This window comes from Pengzhenrongella sicca (assembly GCF_017569225.1).
Lineage (GTDB): Bacteria > Actinomycetota > Actinomycetes > Actinomycetales > Cellulomonadaceae > Pengzhenrongella > Pengzhenrongella sicca.
Genome location: NZ_CP071868.1, coordinates 4,321,343 through 4,346,367, shown reverse-complemented (window position 1 = coordinate 4,346,367; position 25,025 = coordinate 4,321,343). Strand labels below are relative to the sequence as shown.

The window sequence follows — 25,025 nt, the reverse complement described above, 5'->3', positions numbered from 1 at the left end:
GTTCGCGCGGAGCGCTCGGTCCGCGCGGATCGGCGGGCGCTAGTCCGTCGGCAGGCGGCTGTGAATCGCGAGGTCGACGCGGGTCGTGCGGCCGGGGGCCGCGCTGCGCAGGACGCCCTCGAGGGTGAAGCCGATCAGCTCGGCGACGCGGCGCGAGCCCGCGTTGTCGACCGCGGCCAGCAGCTCGACGCGGGGGAAGCCCACGTCGCGCAGGGCCCACTCGGTCACCGCCGCGGCCGCGCGGCGGGCGACCCCGCGGCGGCGGGCGGCGGGCGCCACCCAGTACCCGACCTCGGCAACCCCCTGCCCGGGGTTCATCCGGACCAGGCCGAACGAGCCGACGAGCGCGCCGTCGTCGTCGGTGACCGCGAAGTTCGCGGCGGTCTTCTCGACCCAGGCCGTCGCGCTCATCGGGCCGACGTACGACTCGGCGTGCTCGAGCAGGTACGGCGAGGGCACCGTCGTCCATCGCACGATCTCCGGATCCTGGCAGGCCTCGTAGACGGCGACGGCGTCACTCGGGCGCCACGGGCGCAGCGTGAGGCCGTCGGCGTGCAGGGTCGGCTGGGTCGAGGGCCAGGTCAGGTCGGTCATGGGGCGACCCTATCCGGCCGTCCCGGCCGGACCGGCCCAGCCGGCGCGCCCGCCCCGCGGTCTCTCGTCGCGCCACTGAACCCCAACCGGCTGCGGTCCGTGTCAAGGACGGGCACGCTGCGTGCAGGGCTGCCCGCTGGACCCGCTGGACCCCGCAGCACCCGCTGGACCCGCAGTGCCCTCGCAGCACCCGCAACCCGCCGTCCTTGGCGCCGACCTACGGAGACCACCGTGAGCGATCGTGAGCTGGACCTGCTGGACCCCGACCTCGTCAGCCCCGACCTCGTCAGCCCCGACCTCGTCAGCCCTGACCTCCTCGCCCCGGTGCCGCCCGCACCTGGCCTGAGTCGGCGCGGCCTGCTGCGCGGCGTCGGCGCCGCGACCCTCGGCGCCGTCGCGGTCGGGACGCTCGCGGCCTGCAGCACCGACGGCGACGCGGGCTCCACCGGGACGTCCGCCGGGTCGGGCGCGGCGGATCCCACCGACTCGGGGTCGGCGGACGCGGGGGCCGGCGCTGCGACCGGGGCCTTGGCCAAGGTCGCCGACATCCCCGTCGGCGGCGCGATCTCGGCGACGGACTCGGCCGGGGAGCCGATCATCCTGTCGCAGCCGACCGAGGGCACGATCGTCGGCATGTCCGCGATCTGCACCCACCAGGGCTGCACCGTCCTGCCCGCGGGCGAGGAGCTGGACTGCCCGTGCCACGGGTCGGTCTTCAAGGCCGCCGACGGCTCGACCGTCTCGGGCCCCGCGTCCGAGCCGCTGCCGGCCTTCGCGGTGCGCGTCGAGAACGGCGAGGTGCTCGAAGCCTGAATCGCTCGAGCACCGCTGCGCTCGAGGCCTGAATCGCCTACTCCGGGACCGGCAGGTTCAGCAGCCGGCGCCCGTCGGGCGTCTTGACCGTCAGGCCGGCGAGTTCCGCGAGCGGCAGGCTCGTGCTGCCGGTCACCGTGGCCTTGCCGTCGTACGTCGCGCGCCAGGTCGAAGCGACCTCCCGGCGGCCGTCCGCGGTCCACGCCACGAGCTCGCAGTCCTCGCCCGGCGAGACGCCCGTCAGGTCGAGCGCGACCCGCGTCCCGTTCGCCGTGGGGCTCAGCGTGACCTCGCCCCAGACGTCCGAGGCGTCGTCGCGCGCCTGGACGACGACGTCGTCCGTGGCGACGACGACGGCGCTGGGCTCGCGGTCCGCGCCCGCGAGCGGCCCGGTGACCAGCAGCCAGGCGACCCCCGCGGCGACGGCGACGGCGGCTGCGGACCAGCTCGCGATCGTCCGCCGGTGGTGCGCGCGGCGGGTCCGGTGGTCGTGCGCGCGGGTCAGGATCCGCTCGAGCAGCTCGTCGGGGGGCACGTCCGACCCCGCGAGGGGCGTCGGCAGCTGATCGAGCGCCAGCGCCTCGTCCAGGGACAGCCGCCCGAGCAGCCCCGGCAGCACGGCGAATCCCGCGAGCTCGCGCGTGCACTCGGCGCAGCTCGCGACGTGCGCCTCGACCGCGGCACGATCGACGGGCGCGAGCGCGCCGAGCACCAGGGCCCCGAGCGCGAGCCGGGCCTCGAGGTGCGCCGTCGCAACCGGGTCCGGCGCTTCGGGGGCCGTCACGACTCCACCCCTCGTTCGGCGAGCGCGACCCGCAGCGCGCGCAGCGCGTAGTAGGCGCGCGACTTGATCGTGCCCGGCGGGACGCCGAGCCTGGCGGCGGCCTCCGCGACCGAGCAGCCGCGGAAGAACGTCTCGACCACGACGGCGCGGTGGGCGTCGGTGAGTGTCGCGAGCGCCTCCCCGACGAGCCAGGCGTCGAGGGCCCGCTCGACGTCGTCGTCGACCGCGAGGTGCTCGAGCGGCGCCGGGCCGATCTCCGCCGGCCGGGCCGACCGCGCCCGGTGGGCGTCGACCGCGAGGTTGCGCGCGACGGTGAAGAGCCAGGCCCGTACGGAGCCACGCTCCGGGGCGAGCGCGTCGGGGTGCTGCCAGGCGCGCAGCAGGGTCTCCTGGACGACGTCCTCCGCGCGGCCGCGGTCGCCTTCGCACAGCCGGGTGGCGTACCCGAGCAGCGCGGCGCCGTGCTCGGTGTAGAGCGCGCGCAGCACGGTCTCGTCGACCCGGGTCGCTGCCATTTCCCCCTTCACGTCCGGGCGGCCCCGGCGGTTCATCGTGCGGGCTGAGTCGCGTCGTGAACCGAACGCCGGGCCGGCGCGTGGTGCAGGGTGACCGGCTCGCCGAACCCGCTCACCCGGAGGCTCCCATGTCCGCGTCCACCCAGTCGTCGACCGCGCCCGGCCGCACCGCGGCGCGCAGCCGGGTCTCGGCCGTGATCCTGCGCCCCCTGATCGCGACGTGCGTGCTGCTGTCGGCCGTCGCGCACCTGTTCCTGTGGGCCGACGGGATGCGCGCGGTCGACGTGGTCGGGCCGGCGTTCCTGCTCAACGGCGTCGGCGGCATCATTCTCGGGATGCTAGTGGTCGGCTGGCAGCACCCCCTGCCGCTGTTGGGTGCGATGGCGTTCGGCGCGGCGACGCTGGGCGCGTTCATCGTCTCGACGACGGCCCGGGGTTTCTTCGGCGTGCACGAGACCTGGAACGGCGTGCCGCAGCAACTGTCCGCGTGGTCGGAGATCGGCGCCATCGTCCTGTCGGCCGCCGCCCTCGTCCTGGAGCGCCGCCGCCAGTTCTGACCGCGCGTGAGCGCGAACGCGACCGGTCGCGCAAGGCGGGTCGCCGCGCGAAGGGCTCGCCGGCGAGAAGGGCTCGCATCTCAGGCGCTCGCGGCTCGGAGGGCTCGCGGCTCAGAAGGCCTCGCGGCTCGACGGGCTCGCGGTTCAGAAGGGTGGGTCGTCGGGCTGGGGTTCGTGGAGCCAGGGCCGGTCGGGTGGCGGCGGTTCGGGGTTGACGTCGGCTGGTCGCTTGTAGCGGTGTTTGGTCGGTGAGGTCCACCACGTGTCGCCGGTGCGAGCGTCGAGGTCGGGGTGCCAGCCGCCGTAGGTCTTGGCCCGGTGATGGTGGCGGCACAGCGAGTGCAGGTTCTCTTCGCAGGTTTGCCCGCCGAGGTCGGGGTGGTCGTGGTCGTAGGGGTCGCGGTGGTCCAGGTCGCATCGCCACGCGGGCATCCGGCACCCCACGAACGTGCAGGTCTTGTCTCGGGCCAGGATTGTGCCGGTCAGGTCGGCGCCGGGGCGGTACCCGCGCGGCCCGATCCCGGTCACGCACCCGGTGGCGGGGTCGGTGAAGATCCGCCGCCACGTCGCGTCCGCCGCGATCGCCCGGACCAGGTCTGCGGGGATCGGCCCGTACCCGGCCAGCTCCCCGGGCACCTCATCCAACCCCAACAGCGTGGTCGCGGCGGCGGTCACCTGCAGGTGCGGTCGACGCCGCTGCTCGGTCTTCAAGACCCCGCCAGCCTGACCCGCCTGCCCGGGCTCCTGTCCCGCTGTGCCGGGTAGTGCGGTGGTGGGTGCGATGCCGGTGTCGAGGATGTCGGTGCAGAGGTCGGTCAGGGCGTCCGCGCGCCGCGCCGCCACACCGCGTGGGTCGGCGGGGTCGGCGGAGGCGGCGATGGCGTCGATCGCGGTGTAGATCGTCATCGCGTCCTTGGCGGGTAGGTACGCGGTCAACCACGCCATCACCCCCGGCGCCGGGCTGACCCGCACATTCCTGTCCGCGGCGTCGCGGGCACGCCGCTCAGCGACGGCGGCCGGGTTCACGGTCAGCTCGACCTTGCGCAGGCGCGCCTTCAACGCCGGCACCGTCAAACCCGGAGCGACCGGCAGCACCGCGTCCAGGACGGCCGCGGCCGCGTCGTCGTCGAGGTGCCCGACCCCGTCGACCAGGGCGGTGGCCTTGCGGTGATCAATCACCCCGGAGGCCAGCGCCTCGCGCACCGCGGGCCACGCCGCCAGCGACGTCCCGAGGCTGACCTTCGCCTCCGCCACCGACCGGGACATCACCAGCACCGACGCGACCTCATCACCCACGAACTCACCCAGACGCTGCGCATCCCGGCGGCGGGCGAGCTCGGCGATCATCTCGCCCTGCCGCGCCGCAGCGAGTGAGGTGACGCGTTCCCAGGCGGCGATCGCCTCGATCAACACCGCATCATGCACATCCGACGGGCACAGACCCTCGAGCAGCTCGACCAGCGGCGAGCCGGGCGCCTGGTCCATCAACGCGGCGGACAACGCGACCTGATCGATCGGCCCCGCGATGCAGGACCCCGCCGCCGCGGCCTGCGCCAACGCCGCCCCCGCCTCCGCAAACACCCGCCCAAGCAACAGCCCGAACGCCACATCCACCGAGAACGCCGGCGCAATGACACCCGTGGCGGTGGCGCCCGCGCCCGCCGGGGCCCCCGGTACCTCGTCATCGCTCGGTTCGAACATGTGTACAGACTAGGACGGACCACCCACACGCACCCCACCCCGAAACCCACCCTGTGCGCAGGCGCAGAACCGGTGCGCACACTGACGCCCGCCGGAACCAGTCCGTTAGAGCTCGCCCGAGCGCTGGAGGGTGCGCATCGCGACCCAGCCGATCGGGATGCGCAGCCAGTACGTCAGGACGCGGAACAGGATCGCCACCGAGGTCGCGACGCCGGGGTTCAGGCCCGCCGCGGTGAGCCCGCCGATGAGGGCGAGCTCGATCGTGCCGATGCCGCCGGGTGACGGGACGGCCGCGCCGGCGGCGTTGCCGATCAGGTACACGAGCGCGACCTGCACGAGGCTCAACTCCTGGCCGAACGCCGCCAGCGAGGCGTCGAACGCGAGCACGTAGCCCATGGTCATCAGGACGTTGCCGGCGAGCGCGAGGGCGAGCTTGCGCGGCTGCCCGACGACCTCGATCAGGCGGGGCCAGGTCTGCGAGATCGTGGGCATCGTGCGGCGCACGAGCCACTGGCGCACGGCGGGCACAAGCAGCGAGGAGGCGGCGAGGCCCGCGAGCACGCCGATGATCAGCAGCGTCACCGGGCTCGGCGTGAAGCGGGAAGCCTCGTTCGTCCCGGACCCGATCGAGAGCACGAGCAGGAGCGCGATGGTCACGACGAACTGCGAGACCTGCACGAGCGCGACGGTCGCGACGGCGAGCGACGTGGTCACGCCGCGCTTGGTGAGCATCCGAAGGTTGAGCGCGGCCGGCCCGATGCCCGCCGGGGCGGCGAGCGCCACGAAGGCGCCGGCCGTCTGCACGAGCGTCGCGTTCCACACGGCGAGCCGGACGGGCGAGAACGCGACGAACGCGAGCGCGGCGCCGAAGAAGGTGAGCAGGCCGAGCGCGAACGCGACGACGCTCCAGCGCCAGTCGCTCGTGGACAGCGCGGACGCGATCTGCTCGACGTTGATCGTGGCGAGGACGACGACGACCGCCACGACCGGCAGGATCACGGTGATCACGGTGCGGGCGCCGAACCGGACGAGGCGCTCGGGCTCGACGTCGGCCTCGGGCAGCCGCTCGACGAGAGCGGACCGCACGTCGGCGAGGACCTCGCGGTGGGCGCGGATCTCCTCGCGCGTGCGGTGCGGCAGGGCGATCGTCTGCAGCATCGGCCCGAGCGCGGCGATGTCGTCGTCCGGGAGCACGGCGGTCGCGGACTCCAAGGCCCGGGTGGCCCCCACTCGCAGCGCCAGCAACGCGAGCATCTGGGTCAGGTCCATCCGTCGCGCGAGCTCGGACGACGCGATGTCGCCCGAGTCCCAGTCGGTGAGCCAGACGAGCGGCTCGCGCGGCTCGGCCCCGGGCCCCCCGGCTTCGAGCGGGCCGGGCTCGACGAGCACGGTGTCGGAGGTCAGGGCGCGGTGCGCGATCCCGGCGTCGTGGGCGAGGCGCAGCTGCGCCCAGATCGCCCGCAGCAGCTCGTCGTCGAGGTCGGCAGGGTCGAGGTGGCGCAGCGCGACGGCGTGGCCGGGGCGGGCCTGGATGAGCAGCATCGAGTCCTCGGCCTCGGCGACGGCGAGCAGCGCGGGCGTGCGCACGCCCGCGGCGCGCGCGGCGTAGGCCAGCAGCGCGGCGCGCTCGGCGGCCTGCCGCAACGACACGAACGACCGCCCCTCGATCCCGCGCAGGCGCAGCGAGCGCCACAGCCGGCTCAGCCCGCCGATCACCTGGCGGTCGCCGTCGAGCACGACGACGGACAGCTCCTCGCCGTCGTCGGTCGTCAGCTCGTAGACGCGGTTGTTGGTGTCGGCCGCGATCGCGACGGAGGACTCGTCCGGCCCGTCCGCGCCGCCGACGCCGTCGACGTCGCTTCCGGCTTCCGGGACGCGCACGAGCCGCGCCGGGGTGAAGCCCGCGCGCCGGATCCCGGCGACGAGTGCCGGCCCATACGCGCGCTCGGACTGCACGCCCGAGACGTACCGGACCGTCAGCCCGCCGGCCCGGCCGATGAGCAGCGCGAGCGCCGCTCCGGGCAGGGACACCTGACCGGTGACGAGCACGACACCGAGCGAGACCCACACGAGGTTCCAGGACCAGTCCACCGAGCGCCGTCGGCCCCGCGGGCCGGCGGTGGTGAGCAGGCCGGCGAGCGCCGCGAGCGAGGCCGGGATCGAGAGCGTCCACTGCCCTCCCCGCCACACGGACAGGCCGCGCACGAGGTCGTCCGAGCCGAACGCGGCGACCGCGGCGAGCACCCCGGCGCAGAGCACGAGCGCCGCCACCCCTGCCGCGACGACCTCCAACATCTGGCGCCCGAGGCGGCGGACGGCGAGCTCGGTCAGCACCGCGATCGGCGCGATCAGGGCGATGGAGGCCTCGAGAACCGCGACGGGAAAGACGAGGATGCGGCGCACGATCGAGCTGAAGCCCTGCACGTCCGCCGCGACCCCCGCGGTGGTGCCGTGCGCGTAGACGGCGAGCAGCATCACGACCGCGGCGCTGAGGACCGTCAGGACCAGCCCGACCAGGTCGCTCGGGTGGTGCACGCGCGCCGTCGGGGTGTCCTCGATCTGCACGCTCGGCGCGTCCTCGCCTGCCCGCGCCCGCTGCGGGGCACGGAACACGGGCGCGATCGACTCGGGCATGGGGGGAGTCTAGGTCGGGGACGGGGTTCCGAGTGTCAACATGGATTGACACCCTACCGATCGTCAATCTAGATTGACATCCGAGGGCCCGACGGGCGCAGAGCGGGGCACGGACGGATGGAGGAGATCACGTTGAGCGCACTGGCACAACGGGCGGACGACGACGATCCGCTGGGCGCGCTCGCGGCGCTCGCCGAGCTGCGTCGCGAGGTGGACCGGCGCGAGGAGCTAGCGGTGCGCCGCGCGCGCGTGGGCGGCGTCTCGTGGGCGGCGATCGCGATCATGCTCGGCGTCAGCAGGCAGGCGGTCCACCACAAGTACGGCGGCACGCGGTTCGGTCGGGGCTGACGCCCAGCGCGGCGCCGATGCTCGGCGATGGGCTGGCGCCCGGCGCCCGGCTCAGTTGAGGCCGAGCGCGGCGCGCCAGTGCGCGGGGATCAGGGCATAGCCAACGAACGCGACGATGTCGAGCAGCGTGTGCGCGATGACGAGCGGCAGGACGCGGCGCGTGCGCCGGAAGTACTCGGCGAACACGACGCCCATTACGACGTTGCCTACGAACGCCCCGTAGCCCTGGTAGAGGTGGTACGAGCCGCGCAGCAGGGCGCTCGCGGCCAGGGTCGCGGGCGTCGACCAGCGCAGCTCGCGCAGCCGCTCCATCAGGTAGCCGACCGCGATCACCTCCTCGAGCAGCGCGTTCTGCAACGCGGCGAGGATGAGGATCGGGATGGTCCACCAGGCGTCGTTGAGCGCCGAGGCCTGCACCTGGACGGTGATCCCGAGCGCGCGGCCGGCGGCGTAGAGCGCGAGGCCGGGCAGGCCGATCGCCGCGGCGAGCCCGACCCCGACGCCCAGGTCGCGCAGGGGCCGCGCCGTGGTCAGCCCGAGCCGCCGCACCGCGCTGCGCCCGTTGGCGGACAGCAGGTAGAGCGCGAGCGCGACCGGCACGAGCGCGAACGCGATCCCCAGCACCTGGTAGGTCAGGTCGAGGTAGGGCCGCGGGGACAGGCTCGGGTTGAGCGTGGTCGCCTGGTCCTTGAGCGGGGTCCCCGCCGTCAGCCGCGCGACGATGTTGACGATCGCGTACACGCCCGACTGCCCGAGCGAGAGCCCGAGCACGATCCACACCTCGGCGGTCAGGCGACGGCGCAGGGCTCCCCGGCCCGGGGGCGGCGCCGCGGCGGGGGTGGCAGCGGCGGGGACGTCGGAGTCGGCGGACATGCGCCCAACCTACGCACGCGGCGCGGTCGCGGCGGCGGCCGCGCGGGCCGCGGCCGGGAGCGCCGCGACGATGCGGTCGAGCGCCGCGTCGTCGTGCGCGGCGCTGACGAACCAGGCCTCGAAGACGGACGGCGGCAGGTTGACGCCGCCCGCGAGCATCGCGTGGAAGAACGGCGCGTACCGGTACGTCTCCTGCGCCTGCGCGCCCGCGTAGTCGCGGACCCCGGCGGCGGCGTCGGCGCCGAACATGACGCTGAACAGGCTGCCGGCGCGCTGGATGCCGTGGGCGACCCCCGCGGCCGAGAGCGCGGCCGAGACGGCGTCGCCGAGCTGGGCCGCGACGTCGTCCATCCGCGCGTAGACGCCGGCGTCGGCGGCGCGCAGGGTCGCGAGGCCAGCGGCCGTCGCGACGGGGTTCCCCGAGAGCGTGCCGGCCTGGTAGACCGGCCCGAGCGGCGCGAGCTGGTCCATGAGCGCGGCCGGGCCGGCGATCGCGGCGACCGGCAGCCCGCCGCCGATCACCTTGCCGAACGCGAACAGGTCCGGCGCCCAGCCCTCCGCCCGGCCCTCCAGGCCCCACCAGCCGGCCGGGCTCACCCGGAACCCGGTGAGCACCTCGTCCTGGATGAGCAGCGCGCCGTGCGCGTGGGCGATCCGGGCCAGGGCGGCGTTGAACCCCGGCAGCGGCGGGACGACGCCCATGTTGGCCGGGGACGCCTCGGTGATGACCGCCGCGATCCGGTCGCCGCGCTCGGCGAACGCCGCCTCGACGGCGGCGAGGTCGTTGTAGGGGAGCACGATCGTCTCCGCGGCGGTCGCGGCGGTGACGCCGGCCGAGCCGGGCAGGGCGAGAGTCGCGACCCCGGAGCCGGCCTGCGCGAGCAGCCCGTCCACGTGGCCGTGGTAGCAGCCGGCGAACTTCACGATGAGGTCGCGGCCGGTGATCCCGCGCGCGAGCCGGACCGCGGTCATCGTCGCCTCGGTGCCGGTCGAGACGAGCCGGACCCGCTCGGCGGCGGGCACCCGGCGCAGGATCTCCTCGGCGAGCTCGGTCTCGGACGGTGTCGGCGCCCCGAACGAGAGCCCGCGCGCGGCGGCGCGCTGCACGGCGTCGACGACGGCGGGGTGGGCGTGCCCGAGGATCGCCGGGCCCCACGAGCACACGAGGTCGACGTACTCGCGGCCGTCGGCGTCGACGACGTACGGGCCGTGCGCGGACACGAGGAAGCGCGGGGTCCCCCCGACCGACCCGTAGGCGCGCACGGGCGAGTTCACCCCGCCGGGCAGCGCCGCCCGGGCCCGCGCGAACAGCTCGGCGGAGCGGGGCGCGGCGGCCGGGGCGGTCGCGGTGGCGGTCGCGGTCGCGGACGGAGTGGTCGGGTCGGTCACGGGGTGGTCCCTTCGGTCAGCCAGCCGGCAAGCTCGGTGGCCCAGTACGTGAGGATGAGGTCGGCGCCCGCGCGGCGGATGCTCAGCACGGACTCCTCGATGGCGCGGCGCCGGTCGATCCAGCCGTTCGCGGCGGCCGCCTCGATCATCGCGTACTCCCCCGAGACCTGGTACGCGGCGACCGGGACGGGGCTCGTCGCCGCGACGTCGGCGAGCACGTCGAGGTAGGCGAGCGCGGGCTTGACCATGACGACGTCGGCCCCCTCGGCGACGTCGGCGGCGACCTCCCGGGCGGCCTCGCGCCGGTTGGCGGGGTCCATCTGGTAGGCCCGACGGTCGCCCTCGAGCGTGGACTCGACCGCCTCGCGGAACGGGCCGTAGAACGCCGAGGCGTACTTGGCCGCGTATGCGAGCACGAGCACGTCGGCGAACCCGGCCGCGTCGAGCGCGTCCCGGACCGCGGCGGTCTGGTGGTCCATCATCCCGCTGAGCCCGACGAGGTGGGCGCCCGCGCGCGCCTGCACGAGGGCCAGCGCGGTGTAGCGCTCGAGCGTCGCGTCGTTGTCGACGACGACGGTGCCGTCGGGTGCGGTGCGCAGCACGCCGCAGTGGCCGTGGTCGGTGAACTCGTCGAGGCACAGGTCGGCCATCACGACGAGCCGGCCGCGCGCGGCGTCGACGGCGTCGGCGATCGCGAGGTTGAGGATCCCGGCCGGGTCGGTCGCGCCCGAGCCGACGGCGTCGCGCACCAGCGGGACTCCGAACAGCATCACGCCGGCGAGCCCGGCGTCGGCGGCCGCCTCGACCGCGGCGCGCAGGCTCGCGCGCGAGTGCTGGACGACGCCCGGCATCGACGCGATCGGGCGGGGCTCGGTCAGCCCTTCCTTGACGAACAGCGGCAGCACGAGGTCGCCGGGGTGCACGCGCGTCTCGGTCGCCAGGGCTCGCACGGCGGCGCTCGAGCGCAGCCGGCGCGGGCGGTCGCGCTGGTCAGGGCGGTGCACAGCGGGGTCTTGCGGGTTCATGCAGGTCACCTCGGGGTGGTGGGCGGTGCGGTGGGGGTGGGTTCGGGGCCGGCGCCGGGGTCGGGTCCGCGGCGGCCGACGGCGGCGCTGAGGGCTGCGACGACCGCGTCCGGGTTCGGGTGGCTCGCGACCGCGGAGACGGCCAGCCCCAGGCCCGCCGCGACCTGCGCGGTGCGGGGCCCGATGCAGCACACGAGGGTCGACGCGGGAACGGCGACCTGCTCGGCGAGCCGGCGCGCGGCGCTGCCGGAGGTGAGCACGATCGCGGGCAGCCGGCCCGACGCCAGGTCGGCGACGAGCGCAGCCGGCAGGGCCGGCGCGGCGCTGTTCGTGTACGCCACGACGGCCTGCGGACGCCAGCCGCGCGCGGCGAGCCCGGCGGCGAGGTCGGGCTCGGCGAGGTCGCTCTGCGGGAGCAGCACGGCGCCGTCCGTCGGCGCGGCCGGGGCGGCGGACGGCCAGTCGGCGAGCATGCCGCGCGCGGACTGCTCGGTCGCGGGGATGAAGTCCGCCGACACGCCGGCGCGGGCGAGCGCCGCCGCTGTCGCGTCGCCGACCGCGGCCACGAGGGTGCTTCCGGGCCGCGCGGCCCGGCCGTCCTCGACCAGGCGCCCGAGCGTGAGCCCCCGGCGGTAGGCGGCGTCCTGGAGCCCGTCGACCGCGAAGGTGCTCGTGACCGCGACCCAGCCGTAGCCGCCACCCGCGAGCAGGGCGATCGCCGCGTCCATCGGTTCGGGGTCCGCCGGCGCTCCGATGGTGATCAGCGGCGCCGCGACGGGGTCGGCCCCGGCGGCGCGCAGTGCCGCGAGCAGGGCGGCGCCGCGGGCCGGGGTCCGCGGGACGAAGACGCCGAGCCCCTCGAGCGGCCGGGGCGTGGCCGGCCCGGTCATCGGGTTCCGAGCCCGGCCAGGGCGGCCGCGCCGCTCGCCAGCAGCACGTCGGCGAGCTCGACCCCGAGCGCGTGCGCGGCCGCGAGGCGGGCCGCGACCACGGACCCGTCCGTCGGCACCTCGGGCGGCAGCGCGGCGGTGCGGCTGCGGCGCAGCTGGGCGCCGCCGTCGGGCCGGCAGACCACGGCCTCGAGCACGAGCCCCGCGGCCGTGGCGCGCGCGTGCACCCCGACCGGCGCGGCGCAGCCGGCCTCGAGCCGCGCCAGCAGCGCGCGCTCCGCGGTGACCGCCAGGCGCGAGGGCGCGTGGTCGAGCGCGGCGAGCGCCCGCGCAAGCGCCGAGCGCGGGCCTGTGTCCCCGGCGCCGGTCGCGTCCGCGGCCCGGGCCTCGACGGCCAGCGCGCCCTGGCCGGGGGCGGGGGACATGACGGCGGGGTCGAGCAGCTCGGTCGCGGCGGCGAGCCGGCCGAGCCGGGCCAGGCCGGCGGCGGCGAGCACGACGGCGTCGAGGTCGCCCGGCGCGACGCGGCGCAGGCGGGTGTCGACGTTGCCGCGGATGTCGACGACGGCCAGGTCCGGCCGGGCCGCGAGCAGCTGGGCGGCGCGGCGTGGCGAGCCGGTGCCGACCCGGGCGCCCGCCGGGAGCTCGGCGAGGGTCAGTCCGTCCCGCGCGCACAGCGCGTCGCGTGGGTCGGCCCGCTCGGGAATCGCGGCGATCACGAGCCCGGCGGCGGCACCGGTCGGAAGGTCCTTGAGCGAGTGCACCGCGACGTCGCAGCGGCCATCCAGCAGCGCGTCGCGCAGCGCCGTGACGAACACGCCGGTGCCGCCGAGCGCGACGAGCGACCCGGTGAGGCGGTCGCCGTCGGTCGTGATGCGCACGAGCTCGGCGGACAGCCCGGGCGCCGCCTCGAGCACCGCGGCGACGTGCCCGGTCTGCGTCAGCGCGAGCGCGCTCGCCCGTGTCCCCACCCGGATGGCGAGCGGGGCGGGGGGCGGCATGGGGTCAGTCTGCGCGCCCGGCGCGGGGATGTCGAAAGGTGTGGCCGCAGGGTGATCTGCACCACAACCCTCGACCTGACGGAATGTCACCTCGCGTGTGCCGGTGCGCCGGGAGCGGATTTTCTGGGCGTACGCCATGAATGTTCGTGACGCATTGTCAGGAACGGCTAGTGGGCATTGTGCGAGCTTTCCGCGAGGCGCCGGCCGGCCGCCCGCGCGTCCGCGACCACGGCCGCGAGCCCGTTGCCCGCGAGCCAGGCCCCGCAGACCTCGAGGCCCGCCAGCCCGCCCGCGCCCACGCGGGTCGCCTCCACCGTCGCGCGGTGCGCGGCGCTCGGCTGCGGCAGCGACTGCGACCAGCGCACGCGAGCCGACGCGATCACCTGGGCGGCGTCGAGCGGCACGCCGAGCAGCGTCGCGGCGTCGCGCAGCGCGAGCGCCGTGAGCTCGTCGGGTGTGAGCGGTGCGGCCGCGGCGCCGTAGGACAGGCGCAGCACGTGCCGGCCCGGACCCGCGGCGGCGGCGAGCCAGGCCCACTTGGCGCTCGCGTGGGTGAGCGCCCGGGCCCGCACGCCGGCGACCCCGGGCGCGACCAGCACGCCGGTGCCGCGGGGCGCGCGGTCGAGCGCGGGCGCGTCGAGCACGAGGGTCGCGAGCACGACGTCGGCGCCAGGGTCGGGTCGCGCGCGCTCGAGCGCCGGCAGGTGCGGCGCGAGCAGCTCGGCGGCCGCCGGGCCGGGCAGCGCGAGCACGACGCCGGCCGCCGTCAGGACGCGCTCCGGGCGGGCGTCGCGGCCGGGACCCGCCGGGCTGGCCGCGATCCGCACGACCCAGGCCGCGGCGTCGGCGGTCGGCGCCCGGTCGATCGCGACGACGCGCGCGTGCGCCTCGACGCGTCCGCCGCGCGCGCGGACGTCGGCCACCAGGGCGTCGACGAGCGTGAACATGCCGCCGGTCAGGCCGGCGACGGCCGCGCCGGCCGGGGCGAGCGCACGCAGCGAGCCGACGGCCGCGCCGAGCGAGCCGCGGGCGGCCAGCGCGGCCCGCAGCCCGGGGGCCACCGACTCGACGTCGAGGTCGCCCGGGTCGGCCGCGTGGATGCCGGCGACGACCGGGGTGACGAGGCGGTCGAGCACCCGGCGGCCCATCCGGGTGGCGACAAGGTGGGCGAGGCTCGCGGGCGAGCCGTCGCGACCCGTGGCGCCGACCGCGGCGGGCAGCCACCGGTCCACGCTCGCGCGCAGCGCGCCGGCGACGCCGATCGTGCGCCGGACGTCGGACGCCCACGGGTGCGCCGGGATGCCGAGCAGGCCGGTGCGCGGCAGCGTGCCGGCCCGGCCGGGGAGCTGCACCCACGCGCCCCGGCGCGCCGGCGCGGCGATCGCGGCGCCCAGGCCGAGCTCGCCGACGAGGGCGGCGACCGTCCCGCCGCGCGTCGCGAACGACTCCGCGCCCGCATCGAGCTGCAGGCCCGCGACCGTGTGCCGCCCCACGGCGCCGCCCGGGCGCTGCCACGCCTCGAGCACGATCGGGCGCAGCCCGGCCACGGCCAGCTCGCGCGCGGCCACGAGGCCCGCGATGCCGCCGCCGATCACGAGGACGTCCGGTGCGTCGTCCACCTCAGTGGCCGAGCCGGTGCACGAGCTCGACGACCCGGGTCAGGACGCCGGGGTCAGTGCCCGGCGGCACGCCGTGGCCGAGGTTGACGACGTGCGCGGGGGCCCAGGACCCGCGCCCGACGACGTCGCGCACGTGCGCTTCGAGCACGTCCCACGGCGCGGCGAGCAGCGCGGGATCGAGGTTGCCTTGCAGCGGGACCGCGCCGCCGAGCAGCCGGTTGGCGTGGTCGAGCGGCGTGCGGTAGTCGATGCCGACGACGTCGGCGCCCACCTCGCGCATCGCCGTCAGCAGGTGCTCGGTCCCGGTGCCGAAGTGCACGACCTTGACCCCGAGGTCGGCGACCTGGGCGAGGGCACGCGCGCTCGCGGGCGCCGCGTGCGCGACGTAGTCGGCGGCCGAGAGCGCGCCGGCCCATGAGTCGAACAGCTGCACGGCGCTCGCGCCCGCGAGCACCTGCGCGCGCAGGAAGGCGCCGGTGACATCGGCGGCCCAGTCGGTCAGCGCGGCCCACGTCGCCGGGTCGGCGTGCATGAGCGTGCGCGCGGCGAGGTGGTCGCGCGAGGGCCGACCCTCCACGAGGTAGGCGGCGAGGGTGAACGGGGCCCCGGCGAAGCCGATGAGCGGGGTCCGGCCGAGCTCGGCGACCGTCAGCTCGACCCCGCCCGTCACCGGGGCGAGCGCCGCCGGCGTCAACGGCCCGGCGTCGACCAGGCGCGCGACGTCGTCGGCCGTGCGGATCGGGGCGCCGAGGACGGGGCCGACCCCCGACTCGATGTCGACGTCGACGCCCGCCAGCAGCAGCGGGACGACGATGTCGCTGAAGAAGATCGCGGCGTCGACGCCGTGGCGGCGCACGGGCTGCAGCGTGAGCTCGCTCGCGAGCTCCGGGCGCAGGCACGCCTCGAGCATGCCGGTGCCCTCGCGGGCCGCGCGGTACTCGGGCAGCGACCGGCCCGCCTGGCGCATGAACCAGACCGGAAGGCGCTCGGGGCGGTCGGCGGAAAAGGCGCGAACGACGGCCGAGCCGGCCGTTCTGCCGTCGTTGAGGGGGTGATTCGAAGTCAGGGGCACGCGGGCAATTGTGCCGTCCATTGTCCGGCCTGGTTGAATCGGGGTGCTGTGGTGCTGATGTCATTGATCGCCAGTCACCGCGACCTCGATCTCGACGTGCTCGAGCGGCTCAGTGCCGACGCGCACTCGGTGGGACGAGCCGTCGCGGCGGACGGTGCTGCCCAGACGGGCGCGGTCGTCCTGGCGACCTGTAACCGGTTCGAGATCTACCTCGAGGTCGCCCCCGGGCAGGAGGCGGCGGCCGCGACGGCCGCGACGGCCGTTGTCGCGGCCGCGACGGGGCTGCGGGCGGCCGACGTCTCGGCGCACCTGCGCGTCCTGAGCGGGGACGAGGTGCCCGCGCACCTGTTCGCAGTCGCCGCGGGGCTCGACTCGATGGTCGTCGGCGAGCGGGAGATCTCGGGCCAGGTCCGCCGCGCGCTCACGGCGGCCCGCGCCGACGGGACGACGTCGTCGGGTCTCGAACGCCTGTTCCAGTCCGCCTCGCGGGCCTCCCGCGACGTCGGCACCCGCACGGGCCTCGGCGCGGCCGGCCGCTCCGTCGTCGGCGTCGCGCTCGACCTGGCGGAGCCCGACCTGCCGCCGTGGGCGCAGACGCGGGTCGTGCTCGTGGGGACCGGCTCGTACGCCGGCGCGAGCCTGGCGGCGCTGCGCCGGCGCGGCTGCCGCGGCATCCGGGTCTACTCGCCGTCGGGCCGGGCCGCGGTCTTCGCGCAGGCGCGGGACGCCGTGGCGGTGGCGGAGGGGGGTCTGGCCGACGCCGTCGCGACCGCCGACCTCGTCGTCGCGTGCAGCGGCGCGGCGGGCGGCGTGCTGGACGCCGAGACGGTGGCGCACGCACGCGCCGCGACCGGGCACCCGCGCGTCGTCGTCGACCTCGCGCTGCGCCACGACGTCGAGCCGACGGTCGGGGACCTGCCCGGGGTGCGCCTGATCGACCTGGCCACCGTCCGCGAGCAGGCGCCGCCCGAGCACTCCGAACCCGTCGAGCAGGCGCGCGCGCTGATTCGCGCGGCGTCGAGCGAGTTCGAGTCGGCCCGCGGAGCGCGCGAGCGCGACGCGCTGATTGCGATCGAGCGACGCCGCGTGCTCGGCCCGCTCGAGGCCGAGTCGGCGCGGATCCGGGCCACGGCGCGGCCCGAGGACGCCGCCGACCGCGCGGTCCGCACGCTGCGGCGCCGCACGCGCACCCAGCTGCACGCCCCCACGGTGCGCGCGCGGGCCGCCGCCCGGGCCGGCGACGGTCAGGCGTTCGCGGCGGCGCTCGCCGAGCTCGCGTCGATTCCTTCCCCGCCCGTGCCGCCCACGGCGTAGCGGTCCGTCGGCCTACCGCCCGCTCGGCACCGCCCGGTCGCTGCTGCGCCGGTCGTCACGAGAGGTGCGCCGGGTCATGGTCGGCGGCGGTGCGGGCTCCGGCTCGATCGGCAGGCGGAGCGCGACCAGGTCGGTGAGCTCGGCCGCGGGGACGGTCAGCTCGTACAGTCCGGGGTCGACGCAGGGCATCCCGCGCGAGGAGGCCGCCGCGTCGTCGTCGCTCAGCGACGAGATCCGGGCGATGACGTCCCGGTCGCGGCCCATCCACTGATCGACCATCCGCACGGGCAGGCCGCGCCAGGCCGCCGTGACGTCGAGCTCGAACAGCTCGGTCACGTCCGCTCGCGGCACGACCCGCCGCCAGCGGCCCCGCGCTCCGGGGGCGAAGCCGGGCTCTTCGAGCGGCGGGCTGGCGAGGGCGAGGACGACCGAGCGGCCGCCGTCGACGACGTCGGCGTCCACGAAGCTCCCGTGCCACTGCGCGACCGGGCCGACGCAGCGCGACAGCGCCGGCGCGCTGGGCCGCGGTACCGCCGCGTGCACGACCTGCCAGCCAGCGCCCAGGTCGAGGTAGCGCCCGAGCACGACGAACGAGCCGTCGTCGAACCGGCGCAGCAGCTCGGCGCCGGGCGTCAGTCGCGAGTGCCGCAGCCACCACGGGGGCTCCGGCGCGCCGGGCCGGCCGGGGATGTAGTGCAGCTGCGGTGAGCTCTCGAAGCGCAGGACGTCGAGCCAGGGCGCCCCGGCGTGGAACGGGAACCGGGCCCCCGTGAGCCGGTGCGCCGCGATCAGCTGGTCGGGGGTCACCGCACCCTCGACGTCCACGGCGCGCGAGACGTACCCGGCGACGCGGTCGTTGCCGTCCAGGAGGTAGCCGCGCGTGATCCAGGGGGTGACCACCTTCTCCAGGAGCATGCCAAGCCCCTCTCGCGCGGCGGAAAACAGGCCAAAGCCGACAGTTTGGCAGACGGGAGGCGGGCGCCGCAGCGAAATCGCGGACTCGCTCGAGCCGGGTCGCGGGGCGTCTGCCGAGGGCGAATCCGCTGCCGGCAGACGCGGGCCCGTTCGGGCGCCCCGGGGGGCGACGGTGGAGGCCTGCACCCCGCTCGCGAAAGGAACCCCGCCATGAACCTCGCCCCCGCCGACCGGGCCGACGCCCGCACAGGTCCGCGCGCCCGGCTCGACGCCCCGCCCGCCCCGTTCGACGACCAGCTCGCCGCCCGCCTGCTGCACCAGCGCATCATCGTGCTCGGGGCCGAGGTCGACGACGCGATCGCGAACCGCATCTGCGCCCAGCTCCTGCTGCTGTCGGCCGAGGACCCCCGACTCGACATCGCGCTGTACATCAACTCCCCCGGCGGCTCCGTGAGCGCGGGGCTCGCGATCTACGACTCCATGCGGCTGATCCCGAACGACGTCTCCACCCTCGCGATGGGGCTCGCGGCAAGCGCCGCGCAGTTCCTGCTCTGCGCGGGCACGCCCGGCAAGCGGTTCGCGCTCGCGCACGCGCGCATCCTCATGCACCAGCCCTCGGGCGGCCTCGGCGGCACGGCGGTCGACATCGCGATCCAGGCGCAGAACATGGCGCACGTGAAGGCGACCATGCAGGCCCTGATCGCCGAGCACTCCGGCCAGAGCGTCGAGACGATCGCGCGGGACAGCGACCGCGACCGCTGGTTCACCGCACCCGAGGCCGCGGAGTACGGCCTCGTCGACCGCGTCGTGACCCAGCTCGGCGACGTCCGACCCGACGGCGCCCGGCCGAAGGTAGGCCTGTGATGGCCGGCCACTACACGGTGCCGATGGTCGTCGAGCAGCGGCCGACGGGGGAGCGCACGGCCGACATCTTCAGCCGGCTGCTCTCGGAGCGGATCATCTTCCTCGGCACCGAGATCGACGACGACGTCGCGAACGTCACCATCGCGCAGCTCCTGCACCTGCAGTCGGCCAACCCGGACGACGGCATCAGCCTGTACATCAACTCCCCGGGCGGCTCGCTCACGGCGCTGATGGCGATCTACGACACGATGCAGTTCGTCCGGCCGGAAATCTCGACGTTCTGCATGGGCCAGGCGGCGTCGGCCGCCGCGGTGCTGCTCGCCGCGGGCGCCCCCGGCAAGCGGTTCGCGCTCGAGCACGCGCGCGTGCTGCTGCACCAGCCGTCGGGCGGGGGCGAGGGCACGGTCGCCGATCTCGAGATCCAGGCCCGCGAGGTGCTGCGGCTGCGTGCCGCGGTCGAGCAGATCCTGTCCCGGCACACTGGTCACGCGGTGGACAAGCTCCGGATCGACACGGACCGCGACCGCATCTTCGACGCGCGCGAGGCCGTGGAGTACGGCCTGATCGACGACATCGTCACCTCGGTCAAGCTGACCGACGGTCAGGCCGCCAGGAGGGTCGCGTGAGGGGAGCTGGGGCCCACGAGCGCGGCGCCGTGCCCGGCAACGCGGGGCGCGCCGTCGGCGGCCGCGGCCCGGCGCTCGGTCAGGTCGACCACGATCGCGTGACCTGGCACCGCGTGACCCGGCACCGAGTGACCCGGCACCGCGTTGGCCGGCACCGCGTTGGCGAGCAGCTCCGCGTGCGCCGCGTCGACGAGGTCGATCAGCCGCATGCCCAGGGCGCCGCAGATGGCGATGAGCACCTCGGAGGACGCCTCCTTGCGGCCGCGCTCGACCTCGGACAGGTACGCGACCGAGACGCGCGCCGCGGCGCCGACGTCGCGCAGCGTGCGGCCCTGGTCCTCGCGGCGTGTGCGCAGGATCGCGCCGACCAGGCGGCGCAGGAGCGGCTCGGGTCTCATCCGTGGCTCCCTCCGCCGCGCCGACCAACGTGATCGCTCGAACGTAGCAGCGGCGAGCGCGGCGGAGCCGGCCGCGCCCGTCCGCCGTGCGCGAACGGCCGGGGGCGCGCGGTGAAGTAGTCCATCTGCGGTGAGGTAGTGCCTGTCCTCGGACTACCTCGACCGGCCGCGGTGACGATCAGACCTCGAGGTGGTCGACCAGGTCCGCTGCGAGGCCCGTGTACGTCGCCGGGGTGAGCAGCGCGAGGCGCGCCGCGACGTCGGCGGGCAGGCCGAGGCCCGCGATGAACTCGGCGATGTCGGCGGCGCCGAGGCGCTTGCCCCGCGTGAGCTCCTTGAGCCGCTCGTACGGGTTCTCCATGCCGGTCACCCCGGCGACCGAGGCCGCGCGCATGGCCGACTGGATGGGCTCGCCGAGCACCTCCCAGTTGGCGTCGAGGTCGCGCGCGAGCACCTCGTGGTCGACGTGCAGGCCGCCGAGCCCGCGGCGCACGTTGTCGATCGCGAGCAGCGAGTGGGCGAACGCCGGGCCGATGTTGCGCTGGGTCGTGGAGTCGGTGAGGTCGCGCTGCAGGCGGCTGGTCACCAGGGTCGACGCGAGCGTGTCGAGCAGCGCGCTCGACAGCTCGAGGTTGGCCTCGGCGTTCTCGAACCGGATCGGGTTGACCTTGTGCGGCATGGTCGACGACCCCGTGGCGCCGGGCACCGGGGTCTGGATGAACACGCCCATCGAGATGTAGGTCCACATGTCGGTGGCGAGGTTGTGCAGCACGCGGTTGAACCGGGCGACGTCGCTGTAGAGCTCGGCCTGCCAGTCGTGCGACTCGATCTGCGTGGTGAGCGGGTTCCAGGTGAGCCCGAGGCCCTCGACGAAGCCGCGCGAGACGGCCTGCCAGTCGGTGCCGGGCACCGCCGCGAAGTGCGCGCCATACGTCCCGGTCGCGCCGTTGAGCTTGCCGAGGTACTCGGCCCGCTCGATCCGGCGCAGCTGGCGGTCGAGGCGCGCGGCGAGGACGGCGATCTCCTTGCCGAGGGTCGTCGGCGTCGCCGGCTGGCCGTGGGTGCGCGCGAGCAGCGCCGCGTCGCGGTGCTCGCGCGCCAGGTCGGCGAGCTGGCTGACGAGCGCGCGCGCGGCGGGCAGCCAGACGTCGTGCACCGCCCCGCGCACCATCAGCGCGTAGGACAGGTTGTTGATGTCCTCGCTCGTGCACGCGAAGTGCACGAGCTCGCTCGCGCCGGGCAGCACGGTGCCCGCCCCGAGCGTCGCGGGCGCCGCGGCGAGGCGGTCCTTGAGGAAGTACTCGACGGCCTTGACGTCGTGCACCGTGACCTTCTCGATCGCGGCGAGCTCGGCGACCTGCTCGGCGCCGAACGTCGCGACGACCGCCCGCAGGTAGTCCCGTTCCGCCCCGGACAGGGTCGGCGCGCCGGGCACCGCGCCCGTCGCGGTCAGGTGGATCAGCCACTCCACCTCGACGTGCAGGCGCTCGCGGTTGAGCGCGGCCTCGCTGAGGTGATCCACGAGCGGCGCGACGGCCCCGCGGTAGCGGCCGTCGAGCGGGCCGAGGGCGATCGGCGGCACGGCGTCGGCGAGGGTGACCCGGCCGGGCGTCGCGGCGGGGCTCGCAGGGCGGGTGGACGGGGGCACGGCGGTCTCAGGCACGGCCCCATGGTCCCACGATCGCCCCTACCGCCTCGGGCGCTCGCCGCGCGGTCTCGGCCATCGCGACGCCGGCGAGCACCACCGCGGCGCCGACGAGCTGCACGCCCGACATCGTCTCGCCCAGCACGAGCCACGCGGCGGCCGCCGCGGCGACCGGCTCGATCATCCCGATCAGGCCGGTGCGCGCGGCACCGATCACCGTGAGCCCGGCGAGCACGAGCGTGTACGGCACCACCGTGCCGAGCACCACGATCCAGGCGACGAGCAGCCACAGCGGGGCCGAGCCGGCGAGCGCGCCGGGCAACGCGACGTCGTCGCCAAGGATGGCGGCGTCGAAGGTCCAGGCCGGCTGCAGGACGAGCCAGAAGATGCCCGCGAAGGCGAGCGACCAGGCCTGGGTCGACACGGGGTCGCGGTTCGCGACCAGCCGCTCCCCGAGCAGGTAGTACGTGGCCAGGCAGATCGCGGCGCCACCCGCCGCCGCGAGGCCGACGGCGTCGAGCACGATCCCCGGGCGCACCTGCGCGACGAGCGTCAGGCCGCCCAGGCAGGCCAGCAGCGCCCACCACACGCGGGGGCGCACGGCCTCGCCGCGCACGAACCGCACCCACAGGGCCACGAGCAGCGGCGCGGTGTACTCGATCAGCAGCGCGAGCCCGACGGGTAGCCGCGAGATCGCCACGAGGTAACACCACTGGACCAGGGCCATGCCGACGATGCCGAGCACCGCCATCACGGCCAGCTCGTGCCGGCGCAGCCGCATCCGCCCGCGGAGCACGACGAGCGCGACGGTCATGAGGATCACCGCCGAGCCGACCGAGCGGAGCTCGACGAGGCGCGTCGGGCTCAGCCCCGCCTGCATCGCGAGCTTGGCGACCGTGCCGTTGACGGCGAAGAGCAGGGAGGCGACGGCGACCGCGAGGACGCCGAGCGACGCGGGCCGGGGCGCTGGCGTGGGCACGGACGAGACAGTATCGCCGGCGGCGCGGGCCGGCGAACGCCGTCTCGCGCGCTGCTCACCCACCCCCCGGCCGGCCGCGCGGCGGGTGCGTGCACAGTGGGGACGGCGCGCCGCGGTGCGCCGACGATGCGGCGCCTACGGTGCCGGCATGACCTGGGATCCGGTGGGATGGGCGCCGAGGCCGAGCCCGGAATCCGGTGGGCCGAGCGCGGCGGCGGCGATCGAGCGGGCGGCGGACGCGGTGACGGCGGCGCGGCGGGGGCTCGTCGCGGCCGACGGCGTCGCGTGGTCGACCCCGGCGTCCGTCCGGTACCGCGCGGTGCTGGCCGAGGCAGCCGACGGCGTCCGCCGGGCCGAGGGCCGCCTGGCGGCCGCGCACGGGCTGGCGGCCCGGCACGACGTCGAGGTCACGCTCGCGCGGGACGCCGAGCGGCGGGCGATCGAGGCCCAGGCGCGCGCGTGGCTGCTCGGCGGCCTCCAGTGAACGGCGTCGTCCAGTGCACGGCGTCGCCCAGTGAACCGCGGCCTCCAGTGAACCGCGGCGTCCCATGAACGGCGGCGCCGGGTGAGCGGCGACGGGGAACCACCGCCGCCGAGCGGCTTCACGATCCGGGGCGGCGCCGGCCCGGCCTACGCCGACCTGGCCGAGCTCCGTGGCGCCGCGCGCGCCCTGGAGCGCGCGGCCGAGCACCTGGCCGACGCGGCGGAGCAGGTCGACGCCGGGACGCGGGCGGTACGCCTCGGCGCGGGCGACTCCCCGGCCTCGGCGCAGGTCGCGCTCGCCGCGCTCGCCGACCTGCGGGCGGGGCCGGGCTCCTTGCGGGCGGCGTCCGAGCGCGCGCGGGACCTCGGGCGCGGGCTCCACGCCGCGGCCGACCTGTACGGCCAGGCCGAGGACCGGGTGGGCGCGGCGATGCGGCTGCTGCTGTCCGGCATCGGCACGGCGGTGGCCGACCGGCCCGCGGCGGCCGCGCTCGAGGCGGCGCTGCTCGCGCACGTCACGTTCCGGCTCGGCGCGCTCGCGCTCGGGTGGCGGCTGCTGCGCGGCGGGGGCCTGCCGAGCCCGCGCGAGGTCGTGGTCGCGTTGCCTGCGCAGGAGCTGATGGCGTTCGCCGGCGGGGTCCTGCGGGGTGCCGCCCCGGGCTGGCAGGGCGCCAGCGCCGCGGCGGTCCCCGACGTCGCCCGAACGGCCACCGCCGCGGCGTCGGCGGCGTCGGTCGTCCTGCCGGCGCTGGGCCAGCGCCCGCTGCTGGTCACCGCGCGGCTCGGCGCTGCCTCCGGGCGCCCCGCCCCGACGTCGGCGGCCGACGTGCTCCGCGACCTCGGCGCCCTGTACCCGGCCGCCGGCGGGACCGCGGGCACCGTCGGGATCGAGCGGATCGAGCAGGCCGACGGGCAGCTCACCTGGGTGGTCGCGATCCCGGGCATGCAGACGGGCGCGTTCGGGTGGGGCAGCAACCCGATGGACATGGCCACGAACGTGCGCCTGATGGCCGGGGTGGCCGACGACGGCACGCAGCTCGTGCTGCGGGCGCTCGCGCAGGCCGGGGTCGGCCGGGGCGAGCGCGTGCTGCTCGCCGGGCACAGCCAGGGCGGGATGGTGGCGATGGCGCTCGCGGGCGACGACGCGTTCCGGGACCGGTACCGCGTCGAGGCGGTGCTGACGGCCGGGTCGCCCGCCGGCAGCCAGGCCACGCCTGCCGGGATCCCCGTGCTGCACCTGGAACACCGGCAGGACCTCGTGCCCGCGCTCGACGGCACCCCGGCGCCGGCGGTGTCGACCCGGACGACCGCGATCCGCGACCTGGCCGCGTCGGCCGACCCGGCCGATCGGCTGGCGGCGCGCGACCCGGCGGCCGCGCACCGGATCGGTGCCTACGTGCGCACGGCAGGCGCGGCGTCGACGGCCGGCGCTGCCTCGGTGCGCGCGTGGGAGGCGGCGGCCGATCGGGTGCTCGGAACCCCGGGGACGCCCGCGCGCAGGTGGGAGTTCACCGGCACCCGGCTGGTGCCGGGCGACGCGCTGCGGGTCAGCGGTCCCGGTTCGCGCCCGTGAGGACGCTCAGGACGAAGCTCACGATCGAGATGATGAGGGCGCCGATGACGGCCGTCCCGAAGCTGTCCACGCGCAGGCCCCAGTCCGTCTGCTCGGTGATCCAGGCCGTGAGCATCAGCATGAGGGCGTTCACCACGAGCGTGAACAACCCGAGCGTGAGGATGTAGATCGGCAGCGAGATCAGCACGACGACCGGTTTGACGATCGCGTTGATGATCCCGAACACGAGCGCGATCAGCGCGATGATGCCGATCTGCTGCGCCGTGTCGGCACCGCCGACGATCTCCAGCCCCGACAGCAGCAGCGTGGCGAACCAGATCGCGATGCCGTTGATGATCACTCTCAGCACGAATCCCATGCGGCGATCCTCGCACCTCGCCGCGCGAATGTCTGTGGGTCCGGTGCTGGCTCGG

The 25,025-nt window shown here is 76.1% G+C and carries 25 protein-coding genes; 8 read left to right on the top strand and 17 right to left on the bottom strand.

All coding sequences use genetic code 11. From position 1 onward, the window contains the following. Positions 1 to 39: 39 nt before the first annotated feature. Positions 40 to 594, bottom strand: a complete 555-nt coding sequence (locus tag J4E96_RS19895) for a GNAT family N-acetyltransferase (protein WP_227423751.1) — start codon at positions 592 to 594, stop codon at positions 40 to 42. A gap of 231 nt (positions 595 to 825) precedes the next feature. Here J4E96_RS19895 and J4E96_RS19890 point away from each other — a divergent pair, with 231 nt between their 5' ends. Then, the gene (locus tag J4E96_RS19890) at positions 826 to 1,407 is read left to right on the top strand and encodes a Rieske (2Fe-2S) protein (RefSeq protein ID WP_227423750.1); all 582 of its coding nucleotides are present in this window, start codon (positions 826 to 828) and stop codon (positions 1,405 to 1,407) included. A 37-nt stretch (positions 1,408 to 1,444) separates the two neighbouring features. Here J4E96_RS19890 and J4E96_RS19885 read toward each other — a convergent pair whose 3' ends face one another. Together J4E96_RS19885 and J4E96_RS19880 are read right to left on the bottom strand one after the other, a co-directional pair. Continuing rightward, the gene (locus J4E96_RS19885; RefSeq protein WP_227423749.1) at positions 1,445 to 2,191 is read right to left on the bottom strand and encodes an anti-sigma factor; all 747 of its coding nucleotides are present in this window, start codon (positions 2,189 to 2,191) and stop codon (positions 1,445 to 1,447) included. Continuing rightward, positions 2,188 to 2,706 (bottom strand): sigma-70 family RNA polymerase sigma factor, encoded by a 519-nt coding sequence (locus J4E96_RS19880; protein ID WP_227423748.1) that lies wholly within the window; start codon positions 2,704 to 2,706, stop codon positions 2,188 to 2,190. The genes J4E96_RS19885 and J4E96_RS19880 overlap by 4 nt, the downstream gene beginning before the upstream one ends. 128 nt (positions 2,707 to 2,834) lie before the next feature. Between J4E96_RS19880 and J4E96_RS19875 the strand changes: the two genes are divergently transcribed. Further along, the gene (locus tag J4E96_RS19875) at positions 2,835 to 3,263 is read left to right on the top strand and encodes a hypothetical protein (RefSeq protein ID WP_227423747.1); all 429 of its coding nucleotides are present in this window, start codon (positions 2,835 to 2,837) and stop codon (positions 3,261 to 3,263) included. 144 nt (positions 3,264 to 3,407) lie between these two features. On the opposite strand, the gene J4E96_RS19870 is transcribed toward J4E96_RS19875, so the two are convergent. After that, on the bottom strand, positions 3,408 to 4,964 hold the full coding sequence (locus tag J4E96_RS19870; protein ID WP_227423746.1) for an HNH endonuclease signature motif containing protein: 1,557 nt from the start codon (positions 4,962 to 4,964) through the stop codon (positions 3,408 to 3,410). A gap of 105 nt (positions 4,965 to 5,069) precedes the next feature. After that, positions 5,070 to 7,598 (bottom strand): lysylphosphatidylglycerol synthase transmembrane domain-containing protein, encoded by a 2,529-nt coding sequence (locus J4E96_RS19865; RefSeq protein WP_227423745.1) that lies wholly within the window; start codon positions 7,596 to 7,598, stop codon positions 5,070 to 5,072. A gap of 117 nt (positions 7,599 to 7,715) precedes the next feature. On the opposite strand from J4E96_RS19865, the gene J4E96_RS19860 reads away from it, so the two are divergent. After that, positions 7,716 to 7,946, top strand: coding sequence for a hypothetical protein (locus J4E96_RS19860; protein WP_227423744.1), 231 nt, complete (start codon positions 7,716 to 7,718; stop codon positions 7,944 to 7,946). Between the two features lie 51 nt (positions 7,947 to 7,997). Here the strand turns inward: J4E96_RS19860 and J4E96_RS19855 are convergent, their stop codons facing one another. The 7 genes from J4E96_RS19855 to hemE form a co-directional block, all read right to left on the bottom strand. Beyond that, complete coding sequence (locus J4E96_RS19855; RefSeq protein ID WP_227423743.1) at positions 7,998 to 8,819, bottom strand: CPBP family intramembrane glutamic endopeptidase; 822 nt, start codon at positions 8,817 to 8,819, stop codon at positions 7,998 to 8,000. Positions 8,820 to 8,828: 9 nt separating this feature from the next. Continuing rightward, the gene (gene hemL / locus J4E96_RS19850) at positions 8,829 to 10,208 is read right to left on the bottom strand and encodes a glutamate-1-semialdehyde 2,1-aminomutase (RefSeq protein ID WP_264466176.1); all 1,380 of its coding nucleotides are present in this window, start codon (positions 10,206 to 10,208) and stop codon (positions 8,829 to 8,831) included. Further along, complete coding sequence (gene hemB / locus J4E96_RS19845; RefSeq protein WP_227423742.1) at positions 10,205 to 11,233, bottom strand: porphobilinogen synthase; 1,029 nt, start codon at positions 11,231 to 11,233, stop codon at positions 10,205 to 10,207. Before hemB ends, hemL begins: the two co-directional genes overlap by 4 nt. Positions 11,234 to 11,238: 5 nt before the next feature. Next, the gene (locus J4E96_RS19840; RefSeq protein WP_227423741.1) at positions 11,239 to 12,123 is read right to left on the bottom strand and encodes a uroporphyrinogen-III synthase; all 885 of its coding nucleotides are present in this window, start codon (positions 12,121 to 12,123) and stop codon (positions 11,239 to 11,241) included. Continuing rightward, a complete protein-coding gene (gene hemC / locus J4E96_RS19835; protein WP_227423740.1) occupies positions 12,120 to 13,124 on the bottom strand; it encodes a hydroxymethylbilane synthase in 1,005 nt (334 codons plus the stop codon). Before hemC ends, J4E96_RS19840 begins: the two co-directional genes overlap by 4 nt. A gap of 167 nt (positions 13,125 to 13,291) precedes the next feature. Then, positions 13,292 to 14,743: a protoporphyrinogen/coproporphyrinogen oxidase gene (locus J4E96_RS19830; protein WP_227423739.1), complete on the bottom strand. Its 1,452-nt coding sequence runs from the start codon at positions 14,741 to 14,743 to the stop codon at positions 13,292 to 13,294. 1 nt (position 14,744) lies between these two features. Next, positions 14,745 to 15,836, bottom strand: a complete 1,092-nt coding sequence (hemE, locus tag J4E96_RS19825) for a uroporphyrinogen decarboxylase (RefSeq protein ID WP_406620126.1) — start codon at positions 15,834 to 15,836, stop codon at positions 14,745 to 14,747. 36 nt (positions 15,837 to 15,872) lie between these two features. Between hemE and J4E96_RS19820 the strand changes: the two genes are divergently transcribed. Continuing rightward, the gene (locus J4E96_RS19820; protein ID WP_227423737.1) at positions 15,873 to 17,129 is read left to right on the top strand and encodes a glutamyl-tRNA reductase; all 1,257 of its coding nucleotides are present in this window, start codon (positions 15,873 to 15,875) and stop codon (positions 17,127 to 17,129) included. A 12-nt stretch (positions 17,130 to 17,141) separates the two neighbouring features. On the opposite strand, the gene J4E96_RS19815 is transcribed toward J4E96_RS19820, so the two are convergent. Next, positions 17,142 to 18,044 carry a hypothetical protein gene (locus J4E96_RS19815; protein ID WP_227423736.1) on the bottom strand — a complete coding sequence of 301 codons (903 nt, stop codon included), beginning with the start codon at positions 18,042 to 18,044 and terminating at the stop codon, positions 17,142 to 17,144. A 210-nt stretch (positions 18,045 to 18,254) separates the two neighbouring features. On the opposite strand from J4E96_RS19815, the gene J4E96_RS19810 reads away from it, so the two are divergent. After that, complete coding sequence (locus J4E96_RS19810) at positions 18,255 to 18,908, top strand: ClpP family protease (protein WP_227423735.1); 654 nt, start codon at positions 18,255 to 18,257, stop codon at positions 18,906 to 18,908. Beyond that, positions 18,908 to 19,534, top strand: coding sequence for a ClpP family protease (locus tag J4E96_RS19805; RefSeq protein WP_227423734.1), 627 nt, complete (start codon positions 18,908 to 18,910; stop codon positions 19,532 to 19,534). The genes J4E96_RS19810 and J4E96_RS19805 overlap by 1 nt, the downstream gene beginning before the upstream one ends. Here J4E96_RS19805 and J4E96_RS20295 read toward each other — a convergent pair. The 3 genes from J4E96_RS20295 to J4E96_RS19790 form a co-directional block, all read right to left on the bottom strand. Further along, on the bottom strand, positions 19,510 to 19,932 hold the full coding sequence (locus tag J4E96_RS20295; RefSeq protein WP_264466175.1) for a helix-turn-helix domain-containing protein: 423 nt from the start codon (positions 19,930 to 19,932) through the stop codon (positions 19,510 to 19,512). The two genes, J4E96_RS19805 and J4E96_RS20295, sit on opposite strands and share 25 nt — an antisense overlap. 178 nt (positions 19,933 to 20,110) lie before the next feature. Beyond that, positions 20,111 to 21,595 (bottom strand): adenylosuccinate lyase, encoded by a 1,485-nt coding sequence (purB, locus tag J4E96_RS19795; RefSeq protein ID WP_227423733.1) that lies wholly within the window; start codon positions 21,593 to 21,595, stop codon positions 20,111 to 20,113. Further along, on the bottom strand, positions 21,588 to 22,556 hold the full coding sequence (locus J4E96_RS19790) for an EamA family transporter (RefSeq protein ID WP_227423732.1): 969 nt from the start codon (positions 22,554 to 22,556) through the stop codon (positions 21,588 to 21,590). Before J4E96_RS19790 ends, purB begins: the two co-directional genes overlap by 8 nt. A 148-nt stretch (positions 22,557 to 22,704) precedes the next feature. Between J4E96_RS19790 and J4E96_RS19785 the strand changes: the two genes are divergently transcribed. Beyond that, positions 22,705 to 23,040, top strand: coding sequence for a hypothetical protein (locus tag J4E96_RS19785; RefSeq protein WP_227423731.1), 336 nt, complete (start codon positions 22,705 to 22,707; stop codon positions 23,038 to 23,040). An 81-nt stretch (positions 23,041 to 23,121) separates the two neighbouring features. Further along, positions 23,122 to 24,612: a hypothetical protein gene (locus J4E96_RS19780; RefSeq protein WP_227423730.1), complete on the top strand. Its 1,491-nt coding sequence runs from the start codon at positions 23,122 to 23,124 to the stop codon at positions 24,610 to 24,612. On the opposite strand, the gene J4E96_RS19775 is transcribed toward J4E96_RS19780, so the two are convergent. Further along, entirely contained in the window at positions 24,587 to 24,970 is a 384-nt protein-coding gene (locus tag J4E96_RS19775; RefSeq protein ID WP_227423729.1) for a phage holin family protein, read from the bottom strand. The genes J4E96_RS19780 and J4E96_RS19775 overlap by 26 nt on opposite strands. Positions 24,971 to 25,025 lie beyond the last annotated feature (55 nt).

Bases quoted from the DNA above. Each gene is read 5' to 3' on its own strand.
- hemE (WP_406620126.1), bottom strand. From the start codon at position 15,836: ATGGACGGCACAATTGCCCGCGTGCCCCTGACTTCGAATCACCCCCTC.
- J4E96_RS19895 (WP_227423751.1), bottom strand. From the start codon at position 594: ATGACCGACCTGACCTGGCCCTCGACCCAGCCGACCCTGCACGCCGAC.
- J4E96_RS19820 (WP_227423737.1), top strand. From the start codon at position 15,873: ATGTCATTGATCGCCAGTCACCGCGACCTCGATCTCGACGTGCTCGAG.
- J4E96_RS19870 (WP_227423746.1), bottom strand. From the start codon at position 4,964: ATGTTCGAACCGAGCGATGACGAGGTACCGGGGGCCCCGGCGGGCGCG.
- J4E96_RS19865 (WP_227423745.1), bottom strand. From the start codon at position 7,598: ATGCCCGAGTCGATCGCGCCCGTGTTCCGTGCCCCGCAGCGGGCGCGG.
- hemC (WP_227423740.1), bottom strand. From the start codon at position 13,124: ATGCCGCCCCCCGCCCCGCTCGCCATCCGGGTGGGGACACGGGCGAGC.
- J4E96_RS19840 (WP_227423741.1), bottom strand. From the start codon at position 12,123: ATGACCGGGCCGGCCACGCCCCGGCCGCTCGAGGGGCTCGGCGTCTTC.
- J4E96_RS19875 (WP_227423747.1), top strand. From the start codon at position 2,835: ATGTCCGCGTCCACCCAGTCGTCGACCGCGCCCGGCCGCACCGCGGCG.
- J4E96_RS19775 (WP_227423729.1), bottom strand. From the start codon at position 24,970: ATGGGATTCGTGCTGAGAGTGATCATCAACGGCATCGCGATCTGGTTC.
- hemB (WP_227423742.1), bottom strand. From the start codon at position 11,233: ATGAACCCGCAAGACCCCGCTGTGCACCGCCCTGACCAGCGCGACCGC.
- J4E96_RS19855 (WP_227423743.1), bottom strand. From the start codon at position 8,819: ATGTCCGCCGACTCCGACGTCCCCGCCGCTGCCACCCCCGCCGCGGCG.
- J4E96_RS19880 (WP_227423748.1), bottom strand. From the start codon at position 2,706: ATGGCAGCGACCCGGGTCGACGAGACCGTGCTGCGCGCGCTCTACACC.
- J4E96_RS19805 (WP_227423734.1), top strand. From the start codon at position 18,908: ATGGCCGGCCACTACACGGTGCCGATGGTCGTCGAGCAGCGGCCGACG.
- J4E96_RS19785 (WP_227423731.1), top strand. From the start codon at position 22,705: ATGACCTGGGATCCGGTGGGATGGGCGCCGAGGCCGAGCCCGGAATCC.
- J4E96_RS19810 (WP_227423735.1), top strand. From the start codon at position 18,255: ATGAACCTCGCCCCCGCCGACCGGGCCGACGCCCGCACAGGTCCGCGC.
- J4E96_RS20295 (WP_264466175.1), bottom strand. From the start codon at position 19,932: ATGAGACCCGAGCCGCTCCTGCGCCGCCTGGTCGGCGCGATCCTGCGC.
- J4E96_RS19860 (WP_227423744.1), top strand. From the start codon at position 7,716: ATGGAGGAGATCACGTTGAGCGCACTGGCACAACGGGCGGACGACGAC.
- J4E96_RS19815 (WP_227423736.1), bottom strand. From the start codon at position 18,044: ATGCTCCTGGAGAAGGTGGTCACCCCCTGGATCACGCGCGGCTACCTC.